Origin of the sequence: Pelolinea submarina (genome assembly GCF_003966975.1) — a bacterium.
GTDB classification, from domain to species: domain Bacteria; phylum Chloroflexota; class Anaerolineae; order Anaerolineales; family Anaerolineaceae; genus Pelolinea; species Pelolinea submarina.
This window is the reverse complement of sequence record NZ_AP018437.1, coordinates 2,313,088-2,329,437: the sequence shown is the minus strand read 5'-3', so window position 1 is coordinate 2,329,437 and position 16,350 is coordinate 2,313,088. Positions and strand designations below refer to the sequence as shown.

The 16,350-nt window shown below is 56.9% G+C and carries 13 protein-coding genes; 3 read left to right on the top strand and 10 right to left on the bottom strand.

Features of this window, described 5'->3' with window-relative positions:
• Position 1 precedes the first annotated feature (1 nt).
• From Pelsub_RS10315 to Pelsub_RS10280, 8 genes are read right to left on the bottom strand one after another with little or no spacing between them, the layout of a single operon-like run.
• On the bottom strand, positions 2–1,057 hold the full coding sequence (locus Pelsub_RS10315; RefSeq protein WP_158675073.1) for a L,D-transpeptidase family protein: 1,056 nt from the start codon (positions 1,055–1,057) through the stop codon (positions 2–4).
• 47 nt (positions 1,058–1,104) lie between these two features.
• Entirely contained in the window at positions 1,105–3,423 is a 2,319-nt protein-coding gene (recJ, locus tag Pelsub_RS10310) for a single-stranded-DNA-specific exonuclease RecJ (RefSeq protein WP_116223821.1), read from the bottom strand.
• A gap of 8 nt (positions 3,424–3,431) precedes the next feature.
• Positions 3,432–4,268, bottom strand: a complete 837-nt coding sequence (locus tag Pelsub_RS10305) for a RecB family exonuclease (RefSeq protein ID WP_116223822.1) — start codon at positions 4,266–4,268, stop codon at positions 3,432–3,434.
• The gene (locus tag Pelsub_RS10300; protein WP_116223823.1) at positions 4,265–6,487 is read right to left on the bottom strand and encodes an ATP-dependent helicase; all 2,223 of its coding nucleotides are present in this window, start codon (positions 6,485–6,487) and stop codon (positions 4,265–4,267) included. The genes Pelsub_RS10305 and Pelsub_RS10300 overlap by 4 nt, the downstream gene beginning before the upstream one ends.
• Positions 6,480–8,597 carry a hypothetical protein gene (locus tag Pelsub_RS10295; RefSeq protein WP_116223824.1) on the bottom strand — a complete coding sequence of 706 codons (2,118 nt, stop codon included), beginning with the start codon at positions 8,595–8,597 and terminating at the stop codon, positions 6,480–6,482. Before Pelsub_RS10295 ends, Pelsub_RS10300 begins: the two co-directional genes overlap by 8 nt.
• 10 nt (positions 8,598–8,607) lie before the next feature.
• Positions 8,608–9,237 carry a protein-methionine-sulfoxide reductase heme-binding subunit MsrQ gene (locus Pelsub_RS10290; protein ID WP_116223825.1) on the bottom strand — a complete coding sequence of 210 codons (630 nt, stop codon included), beginning with the start codon at positions 9,235–9,237 and terminating at the stop codon, positions 8,608–8,610.
• 2 nt (positions 9,238–9,239) lie between these two features.
• Positions 9,240–10,196, bottom strand: a complete 957-nt coding sequence (msrP, locus tag Pelsub_RS10285) for a protein-methionine-sulfoxide reductase catalytic subunit MsrP (protein WP_116223826.1) — start codon at positions 10,194–10,196, stop codon at positions 9,240–9,242.
• A 27-nt stretch (positions 10,197–10,223) separates the two neighbouring features.
• Positions 10,224–11,027 (bottom strand): family 16 glycoside hydrolase, encoded by an 804-nt coding sequence (locus Pelsub_RS10280; RefSeq protein ID WP_116223827.1) that lies wholly within the window; start codon positions 11,025–11,027, stop codon positions 10,224–10,226.
• Between the two features lie 99 nt (positions 11,028–11,126).
• Here Pelsub_RS10280 and ruvX point away from each other — a divergent pair, with 99 nt between their 5' ends.
• Positions 11,127–11,555: a Holliday junction resolvase RuvX gene (ruvX, locus tag Pelsub_RS10275; RefSeq protein ID WP_158675072.1), complete on the top strand. Its 429-nt coding sequence runs from the start codon at positions 11,127–11,129 to the stop codon at positions 11,553–11,555.
• A complete protein-coding gene (gene mltG / locus Pelsub_RS10270; RefSeq protein WP_116223829.1) occupies positions 11,552–12,673 on the top strand; it encodes an endolytic transglycosylase MltG in 1,122 nt (373 codons plus the stop codon). Before ruvX ends, mltG begins: the two co-directional genes overlap by 4 nt.
• Positions 12,674–13,151: 478 nt before the next feature.
• On the opposite strand, the gene Pelsub_RS10265 is transcribed toward mltG, so the two are convergent.
• Entirely contained in the window at positions 13,152–13,751 is a 600-nt protein-coding gene (locus tag Pelsub_RS10265) for a superoxide dismutase (protein WP_116223830.1), read from the bottom strand.
• A 65-nt stretch (positions 13,752–13,816) separates the two neighbouring features.
• Between Pelsub_RS10265 and Pelsub_RS10260 the strand changes: the two genes are divergently transcribed.
• Positions 13,817–14,791 (top strand): DMT family transporter, encoded by a 975-nt coding sequence (locus tag Pelsub_RS10260; RefSeq protein WP_116223831.1) that lies wholly within the window; start codon positions 13,817–13,819, stop codon positions 14,789–14,791.
• Here Pelsub_RS10260 and malQ read toward each other — a convergent pair.
• On the bottom strand, positions 14,781–16,316 hold the full coding sequence (malQ, locus tag Pelsub_RS10255) for a 4-alpha-glucanotransferase (protein ID WP_116223832.1): 1,536 nt from the start codon (positions 16,314–16,316) through the stop codon (positions 14,781–14,783). The two genes, Pelsub_RS10260 and malQ, sit on opposite strands and share 11 nt — an antisense overlap.
• Between the last annotated feature and the right edge of the window lie 34 nt (positions 16,317–16,350).

Here is a 16,350-nt window from a genome sequence, read left to right as displayed (position 1 = left end):
ATTATTCGTTGGTGACCACCACGGGGGTGTGATAAACGGTGGTGACGTCAATATCCTGCGGAGAGGGTGTGCTCCAGCGATAAACCCATTTGGCGTCCTCAGAACGCATATTGACACAGCCATGGCTCATGGTCACGCCGAAGTTGTTGTGCCAATAAGTGCCGTGAATGGCGTATCCGTGGATCTCGAAGTAGGATACCCAGGGCACACCGGGCAGCTCATAGGCTTCCGCGTCCGAACGCAGGGTGCCGTCTCCCATGTGTACGGAGGGCCTTTTGCTGCGCACCATATGGGTGCCGTTGGGCGTGTCGGTAGGGATGGCGGCCGGGTCGAGCGATGTGGTCGGCAAGCCGGTGGAAACCAGCGCTTCATGCACCAGGGTACCGTTTTCAAATGCTTTCAAGGTCTGGAAATCGATGGAGATTTCGATGCGCTTATCGCGCGCGCTGACCTCCGGGCTGATGGGGGCCAGTTCTTCGTCAGTGACCATACGCAGGTGCGCCGCGGGAACGTAATAAGAAAGAGTTACCAATCCATCGCGGATCTCATACCAGGGATGGCCGTCAGGGCCTTCGACCACACCGAAGACCCAATGGGTGGAACTGTAATACAGCCGATAAAACACCTCCCATTTGCCGCCGCTGCGAATACGGTAGGCGTCCGAATAGGGCACGGTCAACTCCATCAGCTGGCCGGAATCGGGGAAGGTATCTTGAACCGTATTTAACCGGTTGCGCACGCTTTGCACAAAGGCGCTGTGCACATAGCCGCCCCAGACACGATACCACAACGGGTTGTAAGCCGGGCCGTCTTCTGAGACAATGCTGTTGTAGATGTTCAGCACGTCGTCCTGGAAACGCTGGAAAAGAATACTGCTTTTATCGCTGGGTTCCGAATAAACGCTGATGGAGTCGCGCGCGACGCGGCCCAACTGCATGGTGGACTGCGAAAGCGCACCCAGACCGCGTTCATCGGGCAGAAAGGACGGAAGGGCTAAAGCGGCCATACCGGTTCCCAATGTTTTTAGAAAATCCCTGCGGTTATATTTTTGAGACATATCCGGCATTATACCAAAATAATATGACAAAAATGGTAAGAATTAAATCAACCTTTGCGCAGCAGAAAATCCGGTTCGGCCCGCATGTAAAACGAGCGGAAAGCGGCGTTCTCGGAAAGCAGCTTGTCCAGACGTTGGGCGATTTGGGTTAGTTCATCGGTTGAAAATTTAGCGCCGGCAGTATTTTTCTCGATGGTGCATTCCCCCTCATCGGAAATTTGGAGGAGGATGTCACCGTGCGCCTGCCACCAGGACAGACCCAGCTCGATCGCCGTGCGATTTTGACCCAGAGCGGCGGCCAATTGATCCAGACTGGTTTGCCCATTGTAATGGCTGATGGCATAACGCAGTAGACCGGACAGGCGGCGCAGAAAACCATCCGGGCTGTCATCGGGCTGGTCGAGACGCATGAAGATGACGCGCCGCGCGCCTGCCTGCTTGAGGATGCCCTGGAGTGTGGCAAAATCAGGCGGCGGGGTGAGGATTGCCAGCGTGGCAGTCGGTTCGACTTGCAGGCGGTTCTTCACAGTCAAAGGCGGCTGACCGTTGAGTCCTTCCGCGTAGCACAGCAGGGGTTCTTTCTCAGCCAGTGCTTGCAAGCGGTTGAGCGCATCTTTTGTTTGGCGCCAATCTTCAAAGGCGGAGGTGAAGAGCGGCAGCGCGGGAGCAGTTGCCAAGACCTGGGTTTCGCGCGCGTCAATCCACTCCAGCACCACACTTTCCTTGCCCTGGAAGCGGTTTAGGCGCAGGTAGTAAGCCAGGTCGAACTTGCCCTGCGGCATGTTCTGGTCGCGGGAGTTCCACCACAACACTTCCTGGAATTCACCCTGATCATTGCACACCAGGATTTTTTTATGAAGATCGTTTTTACCCAGCGAAATCGGATCGTCAATAATTTCAAGATTGCGCGTGACCAGCACGGGCGGCGGATTGCCGGAGCCGAAGGGCGCTAGCTGGTCGATCTCCTGCACCAGGGCCTGGGTGAGGTTGGAAAGCGGCAGATAGGCGTCGATCTGCAATTGCTTCTCGGCCGGCAGGCCTTCGGCTGCAGCCGCGACGGATTTGGACAGGGCCGCGCGGAAGGGTTGCAGCTGGTCGGCGGACAGGGACAAACCGGCCGCCATGGGATGGCCGCCATAGGAGCGCAAATGCGAATCGTTCTCGCGGATGGCCCGGATGATGTTGATGCCCTCCACCGAACGTACCGACCCGGCGGCGGTGTCGCCTTCCAGGTTGAGCAGGATGACAGGTTTGTTGAAGTCCTCGGCCAGGTGGCTGGCGGCAATGCCGACCACGCCGCGCTCCCAGCCGGGGCGCGCCAGCACCAGGGCGGCGTAACGCCCCAGGGCGGGGTCCTGCGCCAGCATGTCGCGGGCGGATTGGTAGACGCCTTCCACGGCCAACTTGCGCTGGCTATTGAGATCTTCCAACTGGGCGGCCACGGCCTGCAGGAAAGCTTCGTCGCGCGAGAGCAGGAATTCGACTACGATATTGGCGTCGTCCAGGCGCCCGGCGGCGTTCATGCGCGGGCCGATGGTGAAGCCGATCAGGCTCTCGTTGATACCGCCGCCGCGGTAATCGGCGCTGGCCAGCAAGGCCTGCAGGGCCGGGCGCAGATCGGTGCGCATCAGCTCCAGGCCGCGCTGCACGTAGTAGCGGTTCTCGCGGCTCAGGTCGGCCAGGTCGGCCACGGTGCCCAGGGCGACCAGGTCGAGAAAGGTATCGGCGTCCGCTGCATGACCGCGCGCCTCGTACAGGGCGCGGATGAGCTGGTAAGCGGTGCCGACCCCGGCCATATCCTGCATGGGGTGCTCATCGGGCAGCAGGCGCGGGTTGAGCAGCGCCAGGGCGGGCGGCAGCGTTTCGGGCGGGGTGTGATGGTCGGTCAGGATGACATCCAACCCCTGCGAAGCGGCATAGGTGAGGGATTCCAGTTCAGAGATGCCGGTATCGCAGGTGATCAGAAGGTCCAGCCCTTCGAGCATAAATTCTTTTAAAAATGGCAGGCGGATGCCGTGCGATTCACGCGCGCGGTTGGGCACGTGGTAGCGCACCTGCGCGCCGGCACGGCGCAAGCCGTCCACCAACAGGGCGGTGGAGGTTTGGCCGTCCACATCGAAATCGCCCCAAATGCCGATAGTCTGCTGGTTTTGGATGGCAGCCTGCACGCGTTCCACCGCTGCGGGCATATCCGGGAAGTCGAAGGGCGAAGCGGGCTTATAAGCGCGCGGATCTAGGTAAGCCTGCGCTTGCGGCAGCGCATCGATGCCGCGCTGGGCTAATTGCTCTGCCAGCAGGATGCTGCCGCTGTATGCTGCGGAGATTTCGGGAGAAGCGCTGACGGGTTGGGGATCAAGCCATTTCATGGAGGTCCTTAAAAGGCGATCTCATCCTGTGCGTCGAAGTCCAACCCGCCCAGCAGCGCGTCCAGGTCCAGTTCGGGTTCGGCTTCCAATTCCGCCAGGCTGCCGGCATTCTCGCCGCGTTCGCATAGCGAGCGGTAAACACAGAATTTGCAGCGCCGTTTTTCTTCAGTGAGGGGAAAGGCGCCCAATTCCAGGGCGGCGATTTCACTCACCAATTGCTCCAAATGGCTTCGGTTATGCGTATGATGTTCTGCACTGTAGGAGAAGGTGAGTGTGTTGTCGATGGCATGGCGCACATACACATAGGTCATTTGAATGGATTCCGCAGTGAGGGTTACTTGGGGTAGGAAATTGCCGGCGGATTCCAGCGCAGCATAAGGGTATAGGATGGTTTGCATGTGGTCACTGACCCATGCCTGGCGGGGTATCTTGCGGGAGGTCTTCCAATCCAGGATGACCAGGCGCTTATCGGGTGTGAGTGCCAGCAGGTCATAGACCGCCACCGCCTGATAATTCCCCAGCGGGATGCGTACACGGAATTCGGGGAAAATTTGGCTGAATTCCTGTTGACGATAAAAGGCCAAAAAATTACGGAACCAACTTTCCACATCGCTATCATTAATGCTTGCGAGCAGCGCCTCTTCGGGCAGGCCGCTCAGATATTGGTAAACCAATTGGTGGAAGCGTGTGCCGAGCTCCAGCTCGTGCTCCCATTCCAACACGGGTTCGCTTTCCTCGGCTGGCCAGTCGCGTTTGAGCAGGTATTTCAGCTCAAAGCGGCGCGGGCAATCCACGTAATCCTGCAGGCTGTTGGCGCTGAAGATGAAATCAGGGTCTATGCTCATGCTTGATGCTCCAGATAAGTACGCAAGGCGGCCAGCGGCACGGCTTCAGTGCAGTCGCCGCGCTGGCCGGTGTTGCGCGTGATGACCAGCTCGCGGCGGGCGCGCGTGATGCCCACGTACAGCAGGCGCAGGCGCTCAGCGGCGTAATCCAGGCGCGCTTCCCGGGTGGCCTGGCCTTCGGGTTTGCGCAGACCCAGGCGGTCATGCGCGGCCAGGGCTTTGAGTTGAGCGATCATTTCGGCTTCCAGGTTGAGCCGGTCGCGCACGAACCACTTTTCAGACATGTAATTATCCTGAGCTTGCGCGGAGGGGAAGTCGTAATTATTAACCGATAGGAGATAGACGCGGTCCCACTCCAGTCCCTTGGCCTTGTGCATGGTGGAAATGACGGCTTCACCTTTGTGGGCGTCCGGATCGAAACCGGTCTCCTCGGCAGAAAATCCATAGAGTTGTACGCGGTTCCCGGCGATGTTGTTCAATTCCTCGCAGAAGAAGGGCAGCTGCGTGCCCGGGTTGGAGGCGGCCAGACCGCCCAACACGATTGCCAGCTTGTAAGCCAGGGCCAGGTCGGCCGGTTCCGTGAACAGGTGCATGGAGATGGTCATGACCAACTGATCGATGGGCAGCACCACGGCACCCTGCCACAGGCGCAGGTCATGGATGCCCTGATGGAAGAGGTCTTCCGGCGTGAGTTGGTCGGGGTCGGTGGTTGCAATAGAAGGTATTTCCGTTTCGGATGCAAACAAGGTTTCCGGGGTTGCCTGGCTGTTGACCAGATTGCGCACGGCGCGCGATTGACCCTTGAGCGCTTTTTCACCGAAGCGCACCGAGCCGATAGATAACACAGCGTCCGCCAACCTGCGCTTGGAGGAAGGCTGGGCGTAGAAACCCAGTACAGCCGCCAGCACCTGAGCGGCGTCACGTGTGGCTTTGCTGCTGCGCAGCAATTCCAGGTAGGGAACCTGCATGGCGGTGAGCTGTTCGACAATCTCGGCGCCGCGCGCGTTGCGCGGTACCAGAATGGCCAGTGTGCCCTGCGGATTCTCCTCCAACCACTTGCGCGCGCTGTTGGCTACCAGAGCGCTCTCTTTTTCAGGCTGGAGGTTCTCATTATAAATAATGATGTTGTCGGGCGTGTCCGGCGGGTTTGGCTGCGGGTCGCCGGGCGGGGTGGGATGGATGAAAGGCTTGGAAAGCGTATCGCGCAGCTCCAGCACCGGGTGGCTTTCCTGCGACCAGCGGTTGAGATAATTGGCCAGGTCGATGATGGCGGGCGCCGAACGGCCGGAATACTGCAGGTCGCTGGGCACCACGTCCTCGCGTTCCAGGAACTCGCGCAGCAGGCGCGGTTCGGCGGTGGTGAAGGTCTCGAAGATGGCCTGGTTGGGATCGCCCACGCGCACCCAGTTACCATCGTCACCACACAACAAACTGAGTAATTTCTCCTGGATCAGGCTGCTGTCCTGGGCTTCGTCTTCCAGAATAGTCGGCCAACGATGACGCAAGCGTTCCAGATATTCGGGATTGTTACGCAGCACGCGGTAAGCCAGACGGATGAGGTCCTCGAAATCGACCGCGCCACGGTAGCTGAGCGCCTGCTGGTAGGCGGCGTAGAAGCTGTAGCCCATTTCAAGCAAAGGAAATTGCTCGCCGGACTTTTCTTCTTTGTCCAGTTGAGCGCGGATCATCTCCGGCGTGAGTTCGTAGTCCTTGGCCTGCTTGATGAAGCTGGACGCCAGCGAAGCCAGGTTTTCATTCCAGCGCTTGCCCAGACGTTCAGGATCCTGGTTCTCGGCGGTGTTAGCCTGAATGAAATCGGGATGCGTGCGTTTCCAGTTGTCCACTACGATGTTGAGGATATCCGCGGCGGCGCGTTCGTCGATGATGGCGAAGCGGTTATCCAAGCCGGCCATGGCCGGTTCCTCGCGGATGATGTCGTAAGCCAGGCCGTGGAGGGTGCGCACGCGGTAGCCAATGCCGGGCAGCAGGTCGAATTCGCGCAGGAAGCCGGCCACGCGGCTGGAGAAGTTGTCCACGGCCGAGTTGACCAGCGTGACGATCAGGACCTCCTGATCCTCGGCCAGGTCTTCGCTGGCGACCAGGCGCGCCGCCAGGTAGGAAAGCGTGTGGGTCTTGCCCGAACCGGGTACGGCAGCGATGCCCATCTTGCCGGAGCGGTAATTGATGACCTCGTCCTGACCGGGGCGCGGCTTAAACATAATGGTCCTCCCGGGCGACGAAACTGCGCTTGCGCAGGGTCTGGAAAGCCTGCAGCAGCGGACCGCGCTGCTCGGAGCCGCGTTCGTTGACCTGCACCGAGCTGACCACCACCTGGCTGCGGCAGCGGTTTAATAAACCGGCTACCATGCGCTGCAGGTGCTGCTGGTTGGCATCGAAATTCTGGGTGTAGGTCCAGGCTGCGCCCGGCTGCCATTCGCGCCGCAGGATGTAAGGGTTGGTGAGCGGCTGGTTGAGGCGCTCCCACCAGCCTAGGCTGCCCACGTCCAGCCAGAATTGGATGGCCACGGCACGGTTTTCCATCAGGAAGCTATGGGCTGGGGCGATCAGCAGCGCGTCCTCGGGCGGTTCACGGCGGGACATGAATGCCGCCGGCAAAAGCCCGCTTTCCACTACGCGGATGAATTCCAAGCCTGTGGACACCGCGTCCATGCCGAACGTGGTGGTGAGGAACTGGCGGAAAGATTGGACGGAGGTGATCAGTTGGGCGATGCGCTCGGCCGCGTCGAAATCGGCGAACAACCCAAAGCCTTTTTGCGAGAGGCGTTCCCCGAACAGGCGGCTGATGAAGATGTCCAGCGGCAGCGCGTCGATATTTTTATACGCTTCCAGCCATTCGCGTAAAACCTCCAGCTTCTTGCCAAAAGCAAAACTGATGCGTGCCTGCATGGGCGCGTTGGTGAGCGCGTCGAAGGATTTCAGTCCTTCGCTCTGGGCGCGCGGGGAATACAGCGTTTGGACGATCAGATCGGCACGGAGGATATCCAGCCCGGGCAGGGCCAGCATGAGCGCGTCGCGCAGTTCGTAGTGCGAGACGGGCAGCTCCCAGCCCGGATGGGCCAGCTTGGCGAAGGTCAGTACGGCCTTGACGGCCGGCTCTTCCAGATACATACGCGAGGGGCGCGCCGTGCGGTTGGCGATGCCTTGCTCCTCCAAAAGTTGGGTCAGGGAGAATTTGAGAGCATCCGAAAGATAGGGCGCTAAAACCACGATCTCACCGGGCGCGGCCTGGCCGCTCTCGATGGTTTCCTTGATGCGCGCCACTACCGCGGAGAGCATTTCCGGGTAAAAGCGGTAATCCTGCAAGACCAAGGCGGGAGAAAAGTCCGGATTGCTGCGCGGGGATGGTTCGTGGCAGATACAGGCGGTCAGCGCCTGGTTAAGGGCCTGCACCGGCTGGATGGGTTCTTCAACGCTACTGAAATGGATTTGCTGTTGGCACAGATCGGCCAGCGCCTGCGCACTGAAAGGATCGGCCCCCAGAAAGGTACGGTAACCGCCGTCCTCGTCCAGCACCAGCAGGGCGGACTGCGAACGCGGCAGCCAGGCGCCCAGCAGGTCGTGCGCGGCGGGCACGTCTTCTTCCAGGTTGTCGTAGATCAGATGCGGGAAGTAGGTATGGAAATAATCCTGACAAAGCGGCAGCGGCCAAACCTGCCCCAGGAAGGTTTCCATTTGGAGGGAATAATCCAGTAAGTTGTGTTCCAGACAGTATTGGCGGAATTCCAGCGCGCACTCCTGAGTTTGGTCCAGAGCCGGCAGCATGGCCGGGTCGAGGTTCTGGTCGGATTTCAAACGCTGGGCGATTTCCGTCAGCGGGAAGCGCACCACGGCAGCCTTGTTGAGATTGTCGATGATCTGGCTGTACAGGCGATTCTTGTCGATGGTGACCGCACTGAAATAGCCCTTTTCCAACTTGGGGTCGACGACGCGCGACATGACGTATTGGGCGGTTTCCAGCGAAAGGAATTGGGGCGGCAGGTGCGGTGTGCGGAAGCCGGCGGGTGTGCCAACCAACGGCCAGAACATGCCGGTCAGGCGGCGCGCCAGCCCGCCCAGTGTAACGATGGAGGGCAAACTGCCGGCGAAGGTGTGATGGCCCTGCAGGAATTTTTGGTAGGGCAGGCCCAGGCTGCGCTGAGGCACCAGCACCAGGATTTGGTGGCCGGGCACCTGTGCCAGCAAACGCTCCAGGCGTCCGATGGCGGCGGTGGTCTTGCCGCTGCCGGCCGGGCCGGACAGGAAAAGCGAACCCGGCAGGGGGGCTTCGATTATTGCAGTTTGTTGTGCGGTGTAAGTTTTATCGGCCATTGTGTGCAATCTATGACAGCAGAAATTTATTCAAGCGCACTAACCAGCGCGGTTTGCTGCCTATAGATATTTTACTCAATGGGGGTATTCTGAACAGCATCAAAATGGCAAAGATGACCAGGTAAATCAGAGGGATCAGGACATCCCCCTTGGAAGCCAGGTAATAATGCCAAAGGACCAGCGCCATGACGGGATAAACCAGTCGGTGCAGGCGCCGCCAGTTTCCGGCCATGCCGCGCTGGAACTTCTGCACAGAGGTGATGGCCAGGGGAATCAACAAGCCCAGCGCGATCAGGCCGATTTGGATGAAGAATTTCTGGCGAATCTCCGGCACGATCCAGCCCAGGTTGAATTCGAAATCCAACCCGGCGAACACCAGGAAATGCAGGGCGGCGTAGCCGAAGGCGGCCAGACCCAGCGTTTTTCGAATTGGCAGCAGGGCGCTCAATCCGAACATGCTGCGCAGCGGGGTGCAGACCAGCGAGGCCAGCAGCAGGATGACCGCAGTGCGTCCGGTGCGCTGGGTGAGGGTTTCGATCGGGTTGGCGCTCAGGCTGCCGCTGCGCCATTCAAAAAACAGGATAGCCAAAGGAATCAGGCACAGAAAAGCTGTGATGAGCTGTCCGCGGGTTGGTTTCATTATTAGAAATCGATGGAGAGGTCCATGCCGTCGTAAAGATACGCGACTTCTTCCTCGTAGCCGTTGAACAACAGCGTATCGATGCGCCCGCCTTCGCCGATGCGGCGTTCGGTGGCTTGCGACCAGCGCGGGTGGGGCACGTTGGGGTTGACGTTGGCGTAGAAGCCGTACTCGTTTGGCCCGGAAGCCATCCACAGCGAGGTGGGCATTTCCCCCACCAGGTCGATCTTGACGATGCTCTTGATGGACTTGAATCCATATTTCCAGGGCACCACTAAACGCAGCGGGGCGCCGTTCTGCGGGCTGAGGTCGCGGCCGTACAAGCCGGTAGCCATGATGGTTAAATCGTGCATGGCTTCGTCCAGGCGTAGCCCTTCGATGTAGGGGAAGGGGAAGAACGAGTTGCGCTGGCCGGGCATCTGGTCGGGATCGTAGAGGGTTTCGAAGCGTACGAAACGGGCGTCGGAGGTAGGTTCGACGATCTCCAGCAGTTTGTGCAGCGAAAAACCAACCCAGGGAATGACCATGGACCAGGCTTCCACACAGCGCATACGGTAGATGCGCTCCTCCTGGTCGAACAATGATTTGAGTTCGTCGATGCTGAAGGAACGCGCGTTGTTGACGTAGCCGCCGACTTCCACGCTCCAGGGCGAAGTTTTGAAATTCTGCGCCAGGCGGGTAGGCCCGTTCTTGTCCGTCGAGAATTCGTAATAGTTCGTGTAGCCAATGATATCGTCGTAACTGGTCAGGGTGTTACCCAGTTCATCCACACTAGCCCCGGCGGAAGGCAGGGGCAGGCTATCGGTGGGTTGCGCGGTAGGACCAGCCGGACTCTGATTGCCGCAGGCGCTCAAATACAGGGAAACGGCGGCCATGGTCAGGGTGTTCTTAATAAAACGCCGGCGCGAAAGATACAACGCCTCCGGCGTGATCTCTGAAGACTTGATCGGTTTGCTCATGCGAGCATCCTTTCTTTTAATGGCGTATTAATCCAACAGCCAATAAGCAATCTCATCCATATGAATAGTGAAGCCGGGCGTCTGGGTGGAATTGATGAAGAGGCCGAAGTGGCCTTCGGCTGTCAGACTACCGTCATTGATCTCGGTCAGAAACTGGTTGTTGACGTACAGGCGAATGACCGAACCTTTGACCCAGATACCCAGGGTATTGGTCTGGTTTGAACCGCTGTTGATGGCGTTGCTGGAAGGATAGTTCAGCAGCATATTGGAACCGGTTTTATCCCAGCGGCGCAGATCATATTGTCCGCCGCAAGTCAGGGTGTAATAGTACCCGCGCCCATCTTCATAATCCGGCGCACGCACCACCAGGCCATATTGATCGTTGGCAGAGCAATCTTCCACTTCAAAGGTAGCTTCCAAATACGCATCTTTGAAGCTGAGATAGGTCAACCACCAAATGAAGCCGGAAGTGGTGGACTGGTTGATCACGGTCATTTTGCCGTTACCCTGGGAGAAAGTGGTGCTGCCAATTTCCACGGGACCATCATCCAGGCTCCAATTCTTGCCGTTCGAGAGCGTGTCCAGCCAGTCCGGATCGCCTAGGACGCTCTTGGGGTCGTCCGCTGGCGGGGTTTGGGTGGCGGTGGGTTCAGGCGAAGCCTCGGGTGTGGCAGTGGCTTGCTGCGTGTCGGCGGTAGCTTGTAAGGCGGTCTGCGTGAATGCTACGGCAACGCCGGCTGCGATTTCCTGGTCATTGGACGAGGAAGGAAAACTGATGGTACAGGCAACAGTCACCAGTATTAATGCAATCAAGGGAAGCGATTTTTTCATAAGCACCTCGGAGTCATCTAACCTGATTATAGCGGAAATGTCCGCTTGAATTTGGTAAAAGAAATGTATACATTGCTATCATGTATAATGCAATTGCCGATGAATGAACCGGATACTTCACGAATTTTAGCAGTCGATTGGGGCGCCAAACGCATCGGGTTGGCGCTCAGCGACCCGACCCGTACGATTGCCTCACCTTTGATGGTGCTGGCGCACACTTCGCGGGCAGAAGACGCGGCGGCTATTCTGAAGATAGCAACCGAAAAGGACGCAAGTTTGATATTGGTGGGTGTGACCTATGAGGACGACCATCAACTGACCCCGGCCGGGCGCAGCGCACAGCGCCTGGTGGAAGCCATGCAAGAGCAGCATACAATTGAAGTACGCACTTATGATGAATCCTACAGCACCCAAACCGCACGCGAGTCGCGCCTGTTGATCGGGCTGCCGAAAAGTAAACGTAAAGGGCATTTCGATGCCATTGCTGCGGTGGTTTTCCTGCAGCGCTATCTGGATGAGAGAGCATGAATAATCGAAAAGACGACCATTTAAAGTTGATTTTCTGGATATTGTTGGGACTCCTGATTGTTTATGGGACGATTTATCTGGCCAGCGTATTGGTGCCCAGACAAGCCGAAAAGGACTTCGGCAGAGCCGATCCGGGGCTGGAATATATCCAGCGCTTTATCTATTCCGCGCGTTTGGAATTGCATAAAGACGATTTATTGCAGGCGAAAGACACACAGGGAGAAGAAATCATCTTCAATATCCCTTATGGCCAATCCGCCAGCCAGATCGCGACTTCCCTGGCTCATCAAGGGTTGATTCGTTCGGCGGAGAGCTTCATCAATTTGTTGGTGTATGCCGGAATGGATCAGAAGATCCAGGCGGGTATTTACCGCCTCAGCCCGGCCATGAACGGTTTTACCATTGCCAATCACATCGTGGACAGCAACCCGGAAGACGTAGCTTTCAGTTTCCTGGCGGGCTGGCGCGCGGAAGAGATTGCGGCGCTGCTGCCATTTTCCGGTTTGGAGGTCAGTGAAGCCGAGTTTCTCAGCGCGGTGCAGCACCCATCGGATGAAGCATTAGGGTATGAGAGTCTGGAGGGTTATCTTTACCCGGACGAATATCAACTGCTGCGCAGCGCTCATGCGGTCGATTTAATCAAGGCTTTCGTGGGCCATTTCTACAACCAACTGCCGCAAGGGTATGAGGACTTGCTGGCAGCCAAGGGGCTGACACTGAAAGAAGCCGTCATCCTGGCTTCACTGGTGCAGAAGGAAATGGTGGTAGATAGCGAAGGGCCGCAGATTGCAGGCGTGTTCCTCAACCGCCTGGCGGCCGGTATGCCGTTGCAGAGCGACCCGACTGTGCAGTATGCGCTGGGTTATGATGAAGGCAGCGGAAGCTGGTGGAAGAACCCGCTCAGCGCAGCTGATTTAGCGGTGGACTCGCCTTATAACACCTACATCCACGCTGGGCTGCCGCCCGCGCCCATTTGCAACCCGAGTTTGACCGCCCTGATGGCGGTGCTGAACGCCTCCGACAGCCCATACTTGTACTTCCGGGCGGCCTGCGATGGCTCGGCAATGCATGTCTTTTCGGAGACTTACGAAGAACATTTGTCCGCGGCCTGCGAGTGAGCGATTTTTATTATCCACAGATGAACACAGATAAATACAAAACCTTTACAAAATTTATGCACACAGATGGATAATAAGACTTGAAGTGACACGGTTGGCATTCATGTGATTCAATCCCATAACCATGCAGTCCAACAGATATTAATTTCCAGTAATTCCTCGATAACCTCATTCTCTCGGAATGATACTTGCCCGGGGGAGTGTCATCCTGAGCCCAGCGAAGCTGGGCGTGAGGATCTCGGCCAGATTGCGTCAATACCAGAAAGCCGAGATTCCTCTCTCGTGCCCCTTCGGGGCATTCGCTCGGAATGACACTAGACAAGTGTCTATAACGTGCCATGAGCCAAGAACAATCGTGCATGAAAATAATCCATCTGAGTGAATCATTCTTTTATTTTTTTTATCCGTGTTCATCTGTGGTTAATTAAAAAACGCGCAGGGTTGCTGCGCGTTTTGCTTTGTGCAGTAAGTCTTGAAACTAGAAGCGTTTCTCGATCTCGCTCCAGTCAACCACGTTCCAGAAATTCTCAACGAATTCCGCACGGCGGTTCTGGTACTTGAGATAGTACGCGTGCTCCCAGACGTCGATGCCCAACAGGGGGGTCAGGCCGGATGAAACCGGGGAATCCTGGTTGGGCGTGGTGGCCAGCACCAGCTTGCCAGATTTATCCTTGGCTAACCAGCCCCAGCCGCTGCCGAACAATCCAACCGAGGTGGCGCTCATTTTTTCCTTGAAGGCGTCGAAGCTACCGAAAGCTGCGTCGATAGCCTTGGCCAACGCGCCGCCGGGGGCACCGCCGGCATTGGGTTTGAACTGCGTCCACCACAGGTTGTGATGGAAGTAACCGCCGCCGTTATTGCGGACAGCCGTGCGCACGTCTTCGGGTACCTTGGAGAGGTCGCTCAAAATAACGGCGATGTCCTTGTCATAGAACTCGGGATACTTCTCGAGGGCCGCGTTCAGCTTGGCTGTGTAACCGGCATGGTGTTTATCATGATGAACTTCCATGGTCTTTGCATCCATGTATGGTTCAAGCGCATTATAATCGTAAGGTAATTCAGGTAATTTGAAAGCCATTTTATTTCTCCTGTATTTATATTAGATCGATAAATTTATTCTATAGGTCGGCTGAACCACTGTCAATGAAAAATAGCAAACTCTATCAATACGTTAATAAAAACGCGGCTGCGTTCGGATTGTTCATTGCAATACTGTCTGTTTCTACAGCTGCCATCTTCATCCGTCTGGCCCAGCAAAATTTGCCCTCGCTGGTGATTGCCACTAACCGCCTGGTACTGGCGATGTTATTCCTGGCGCCCTTTTCCATCCCCAAGGTCCTCAAAGAAAAACACCTGATCACAAAAGGCGATTATTCTCTATTGATCCTGTCGGGTGTGCTGCTGGGATTTCACTTTGCCAGTTGGGTGACTTCACTGGAATACACCAACGTAGTCTCATCCACTGTGCTGGTGACCACTTCGCCGGTGTGGGTCACGCTGTTCTCACCATTGGTATTGAAGGAAAGGCTGCCAAAAACCTTCACCATCGGGCTGATTATTGCGGTGGCGGGTATCCTGATTGTATCTTTCAGCAACGCCTGCGCTTTCAGTGTGGGCGGGCTGCAATGCAGCCTGGAGGGGAATATGCTGGGGCAGGAGGCGTTGAAAGGTAATTTTCTGGCGCTGGTGGGCGCCTGGTGCGCCAGCGCTTATATGATGTGCGGGCGCAAAGTGCGGGGGCACCTATCCAACCAAAGCTACAGCTTTATCGTATACACGATAGCAGCTTTGACTTTATTAACCATCTCATTATCCAGCCATCAACCGCTGCTGCAAGTTCACGGAACCGACTGGATTTGGCTGGTGATGCTGGCGTTGATTCCGCAGATTGTAGGACACTCGCTACTGAATTGGGCGCTGGGCAAACTGCCCGCGGCGTACGTGTCGCTTTCGTTGTTGGGTGAACCGCCCGGTTCGGCTTTATTGGCTTACATATTCTTAAGTGAAAAACCGACCCTGCTGCAAATAATCGGGTCGGTTGTCATCATCTATGGGATATTCCGGGCAAACAAGCCGCAGCGCAGGCAAGTGGAAGCGGAAGTAGAAATTACCCCTTAAAATACTTGCCGGCTTGCCAGTCCTGACCGGCAGAGACACGATTGTAGGTGATATTGAGCTCTTTGAGCCAGGCGGTCAGCTCAGTTCTAATCGCGTCCGGTTTCATACGCCAGCGCCAGTTGCCCGCGGTGGTGGCCGGCAGGTTCATGCGCGTGTTGCCGCCTAAATCCAAAAAATCCTGCATGGGCGCAATGGCGAAAACAGCCACAGACGCCCAAATAGCGCGTAGCATGGCGCGGGTGATCTTGCTCTCCGGCGGATAGCCCAGATAGCTCATGCAGAAGCGTTGCTCGTGCTTGGGGGCGTGCGCGAACCAGGATCGGGTTGTGTCGTTATCGTGGGTGCCGGTATAAGCCACGCATTCGGCCGGGTATGTATGCGGCAGGAATTCGTGGTCGGCATTTTCCCAGAAAGCGAATTGAAGCAGGCGCATACCGGGTAAATGATAGCGTTCTCGTAATTCGACCACATCCGGCGTAATGACGCCCAGATCTTCGGCGATAAAAGGCAGCTCCCCCAATTCTTTTTCAATAGCGTCAAAGAGGCTCTTGCCGGGCCCGTCCACCCAATCGCCCACTTCGGCAGTCTTGGACCAGGCTGGAATTTTGTAATAACCGGCAAACCCGCGGAAGTGATCCAGGCGGATGATATCAACCGTTTTGAGGGTGGCAGCCACGCGCTGAATCCACCACTGGTAGCCTTCTTTTTTATGTTCCTCCCATTCATACAAAGGGTTGCCCCACAACTGTCCGGTCTTGGAAAAGAAGTCCGGCGGGACACCGGCCACGAAAGTCGGCCGGCGGTCAGCATCCAGCATGAACAGATGCGGGTTGGCCCATACGTCGGCGCTGTCAAAGCCCATGAAGATGGGAATGTCGCCGACGATGCGCACGCCGAGCTGGTTGGCGTAGGCTTTGAGGGCAGTCCACTGGCGGAAGAACAAGAACTGGAAGAAAGCCTGCGTTTCCACTTCGCTGTTATGTTCTTCTTCGAAGTTCAGCAGAGCCTGGGGATCGCGCAGGCGGTAGGCATCAGGCCAGTCGCTCCAACTAACCATATTGAAGCGCTCACGCAGTGCCATGAACATCGAAAAGTCTTCCAGCCAAAAGGCGTTGTCCGTTTTAAATTGTTCAAATTCCTGCGTCAGGGCTGATTTCGTATCGGCTTTGTAATTGGCGTAAGCCTGTTCAAGGCGCACTCGCTTCCAGCGTCGCACGCGGTTGAAAGCTATCGAGGAAACCGGAAAGCGCGGGCAGTCGGCCAGATCTTTGGCTTTGATCAGCTTTTCGCGTTTGAGTTCGTCCAGGTCAATGAAAAGCGGGTTGCCGGCGAATGCGGACAGACCCTGGTAGGGAGAATCCCCGTAACCGGTGGGCGTCAGCGGGAGGACCTGCCAAAGGGCGGTACCAGTCTTGTTGAGAAAATCAACCCATTGATAGGCTTCTTTCCCCAAGCCGCCGATGCCATATTTTCCCGGCAGACTGCTGATGTGCATCAAAATTCCACTGGAACGTTCAAATTTCATATCTCCCTGCCTTTCGGTTTCAATTACCTGTATC

What these genes read in the sequence shown, in the direction of transcription:
- Pelsub_RS10260 (WP_116223831.1), top strand. Translation starts at nt 13,817, where the DNA reads ATGAAAAATAGCAAACTCTATCAATACGTTAATAAAAACGCGGCTGCG.
- Pelsub_RS10305 (WP_116223822.1), bottom strand. Translation starts at nt 4,268, where the DNA reads ATGAGCATAGACCCTGATTTCATCTTCAGCGCCAACAGCCTGCAGGAT.
- Pelsub_RS10290 (WP_116223825.1), bottom strand. Translation starts at nt 9,237, where the DNA reads ATGAAACCAACCCGCGGACAGCTCATCACAGCTTTTCTGTGCCTGATT.
- Pelsub_RS10280 (WP_116223827.1), bottom strand. Translation starts at nt 11,027, where the DNA reads ATGAAAAAATCGCTTCCCTTGATTGCATTAATACTGGTGACTGTTGCC.
- msrP (WP_116223826.1), bottom strand. Translation starts at nt 10,196, where the DNA reads ATGAGCAAACCGATCAAGTCTTCAGAGATCACGCCGGAGGCGTTGTAT.
- Pelsub_RS10300 (WP_116223823.1), bottom strand. Translation starts at nt 6,487, where the DNA reads ATGTTTAAGCCGCGCCCCGGTCAGGACGAGGTCATCAATTACCGCTCC.
- malQ (WP_116223832.1), bottom strand. Translation starts at nt 16,316, where the DNA reads ATGAAATTTGAACGTTCCAGTGGAATTTTGATGCACATCAGCAGTCTG.
- Pelsub_RS10315 (WP_158675073.1), bottom strand. Translation starts at nt 1,057, where the DNA reads ATGTCTCAAAAATATAACCGCAGGGATTTTCTAAAAACATTGGGAACC.
- recJ (WP_116223821.1), bottom strand. Translation starts at nt 3,423, where the DNA reads ATGAAATGGCTTGATCCCCAACCCGTCAGCGCTTCTCCCGAAATCTCC.
- mltG (WP_116223829.1), top strand. Translation starts at nt 11,552, where the DNA reads ATGAATAATCGAAAAGACGACCATTTAAAGTTGATTTTCTGGATATTG.
- Pelsub_RS10265 (WP_116223830.1), bottom strand. Translation starts at nt 13,751, where the DNA reads ATGGCTTTCAAATTACCTGAATTACCTTACGATTATAATGCGCTTGAA.
- Pelsub_RS10295 (WP_116223824.1), bottom strand. Translation starts at nt 8,597, where the DNA reads ATGGCCGATAAAACTTACACCGCACAACAAACTGCAATAATCGAAGCC.
- ruvX (WP_158675072.1), top strand. Translation starts at nt 11,127, where the DNA reads ATGAATGAACCGGATACTTCACGAATTTTAGCAGTCGATTGGGGCGCC.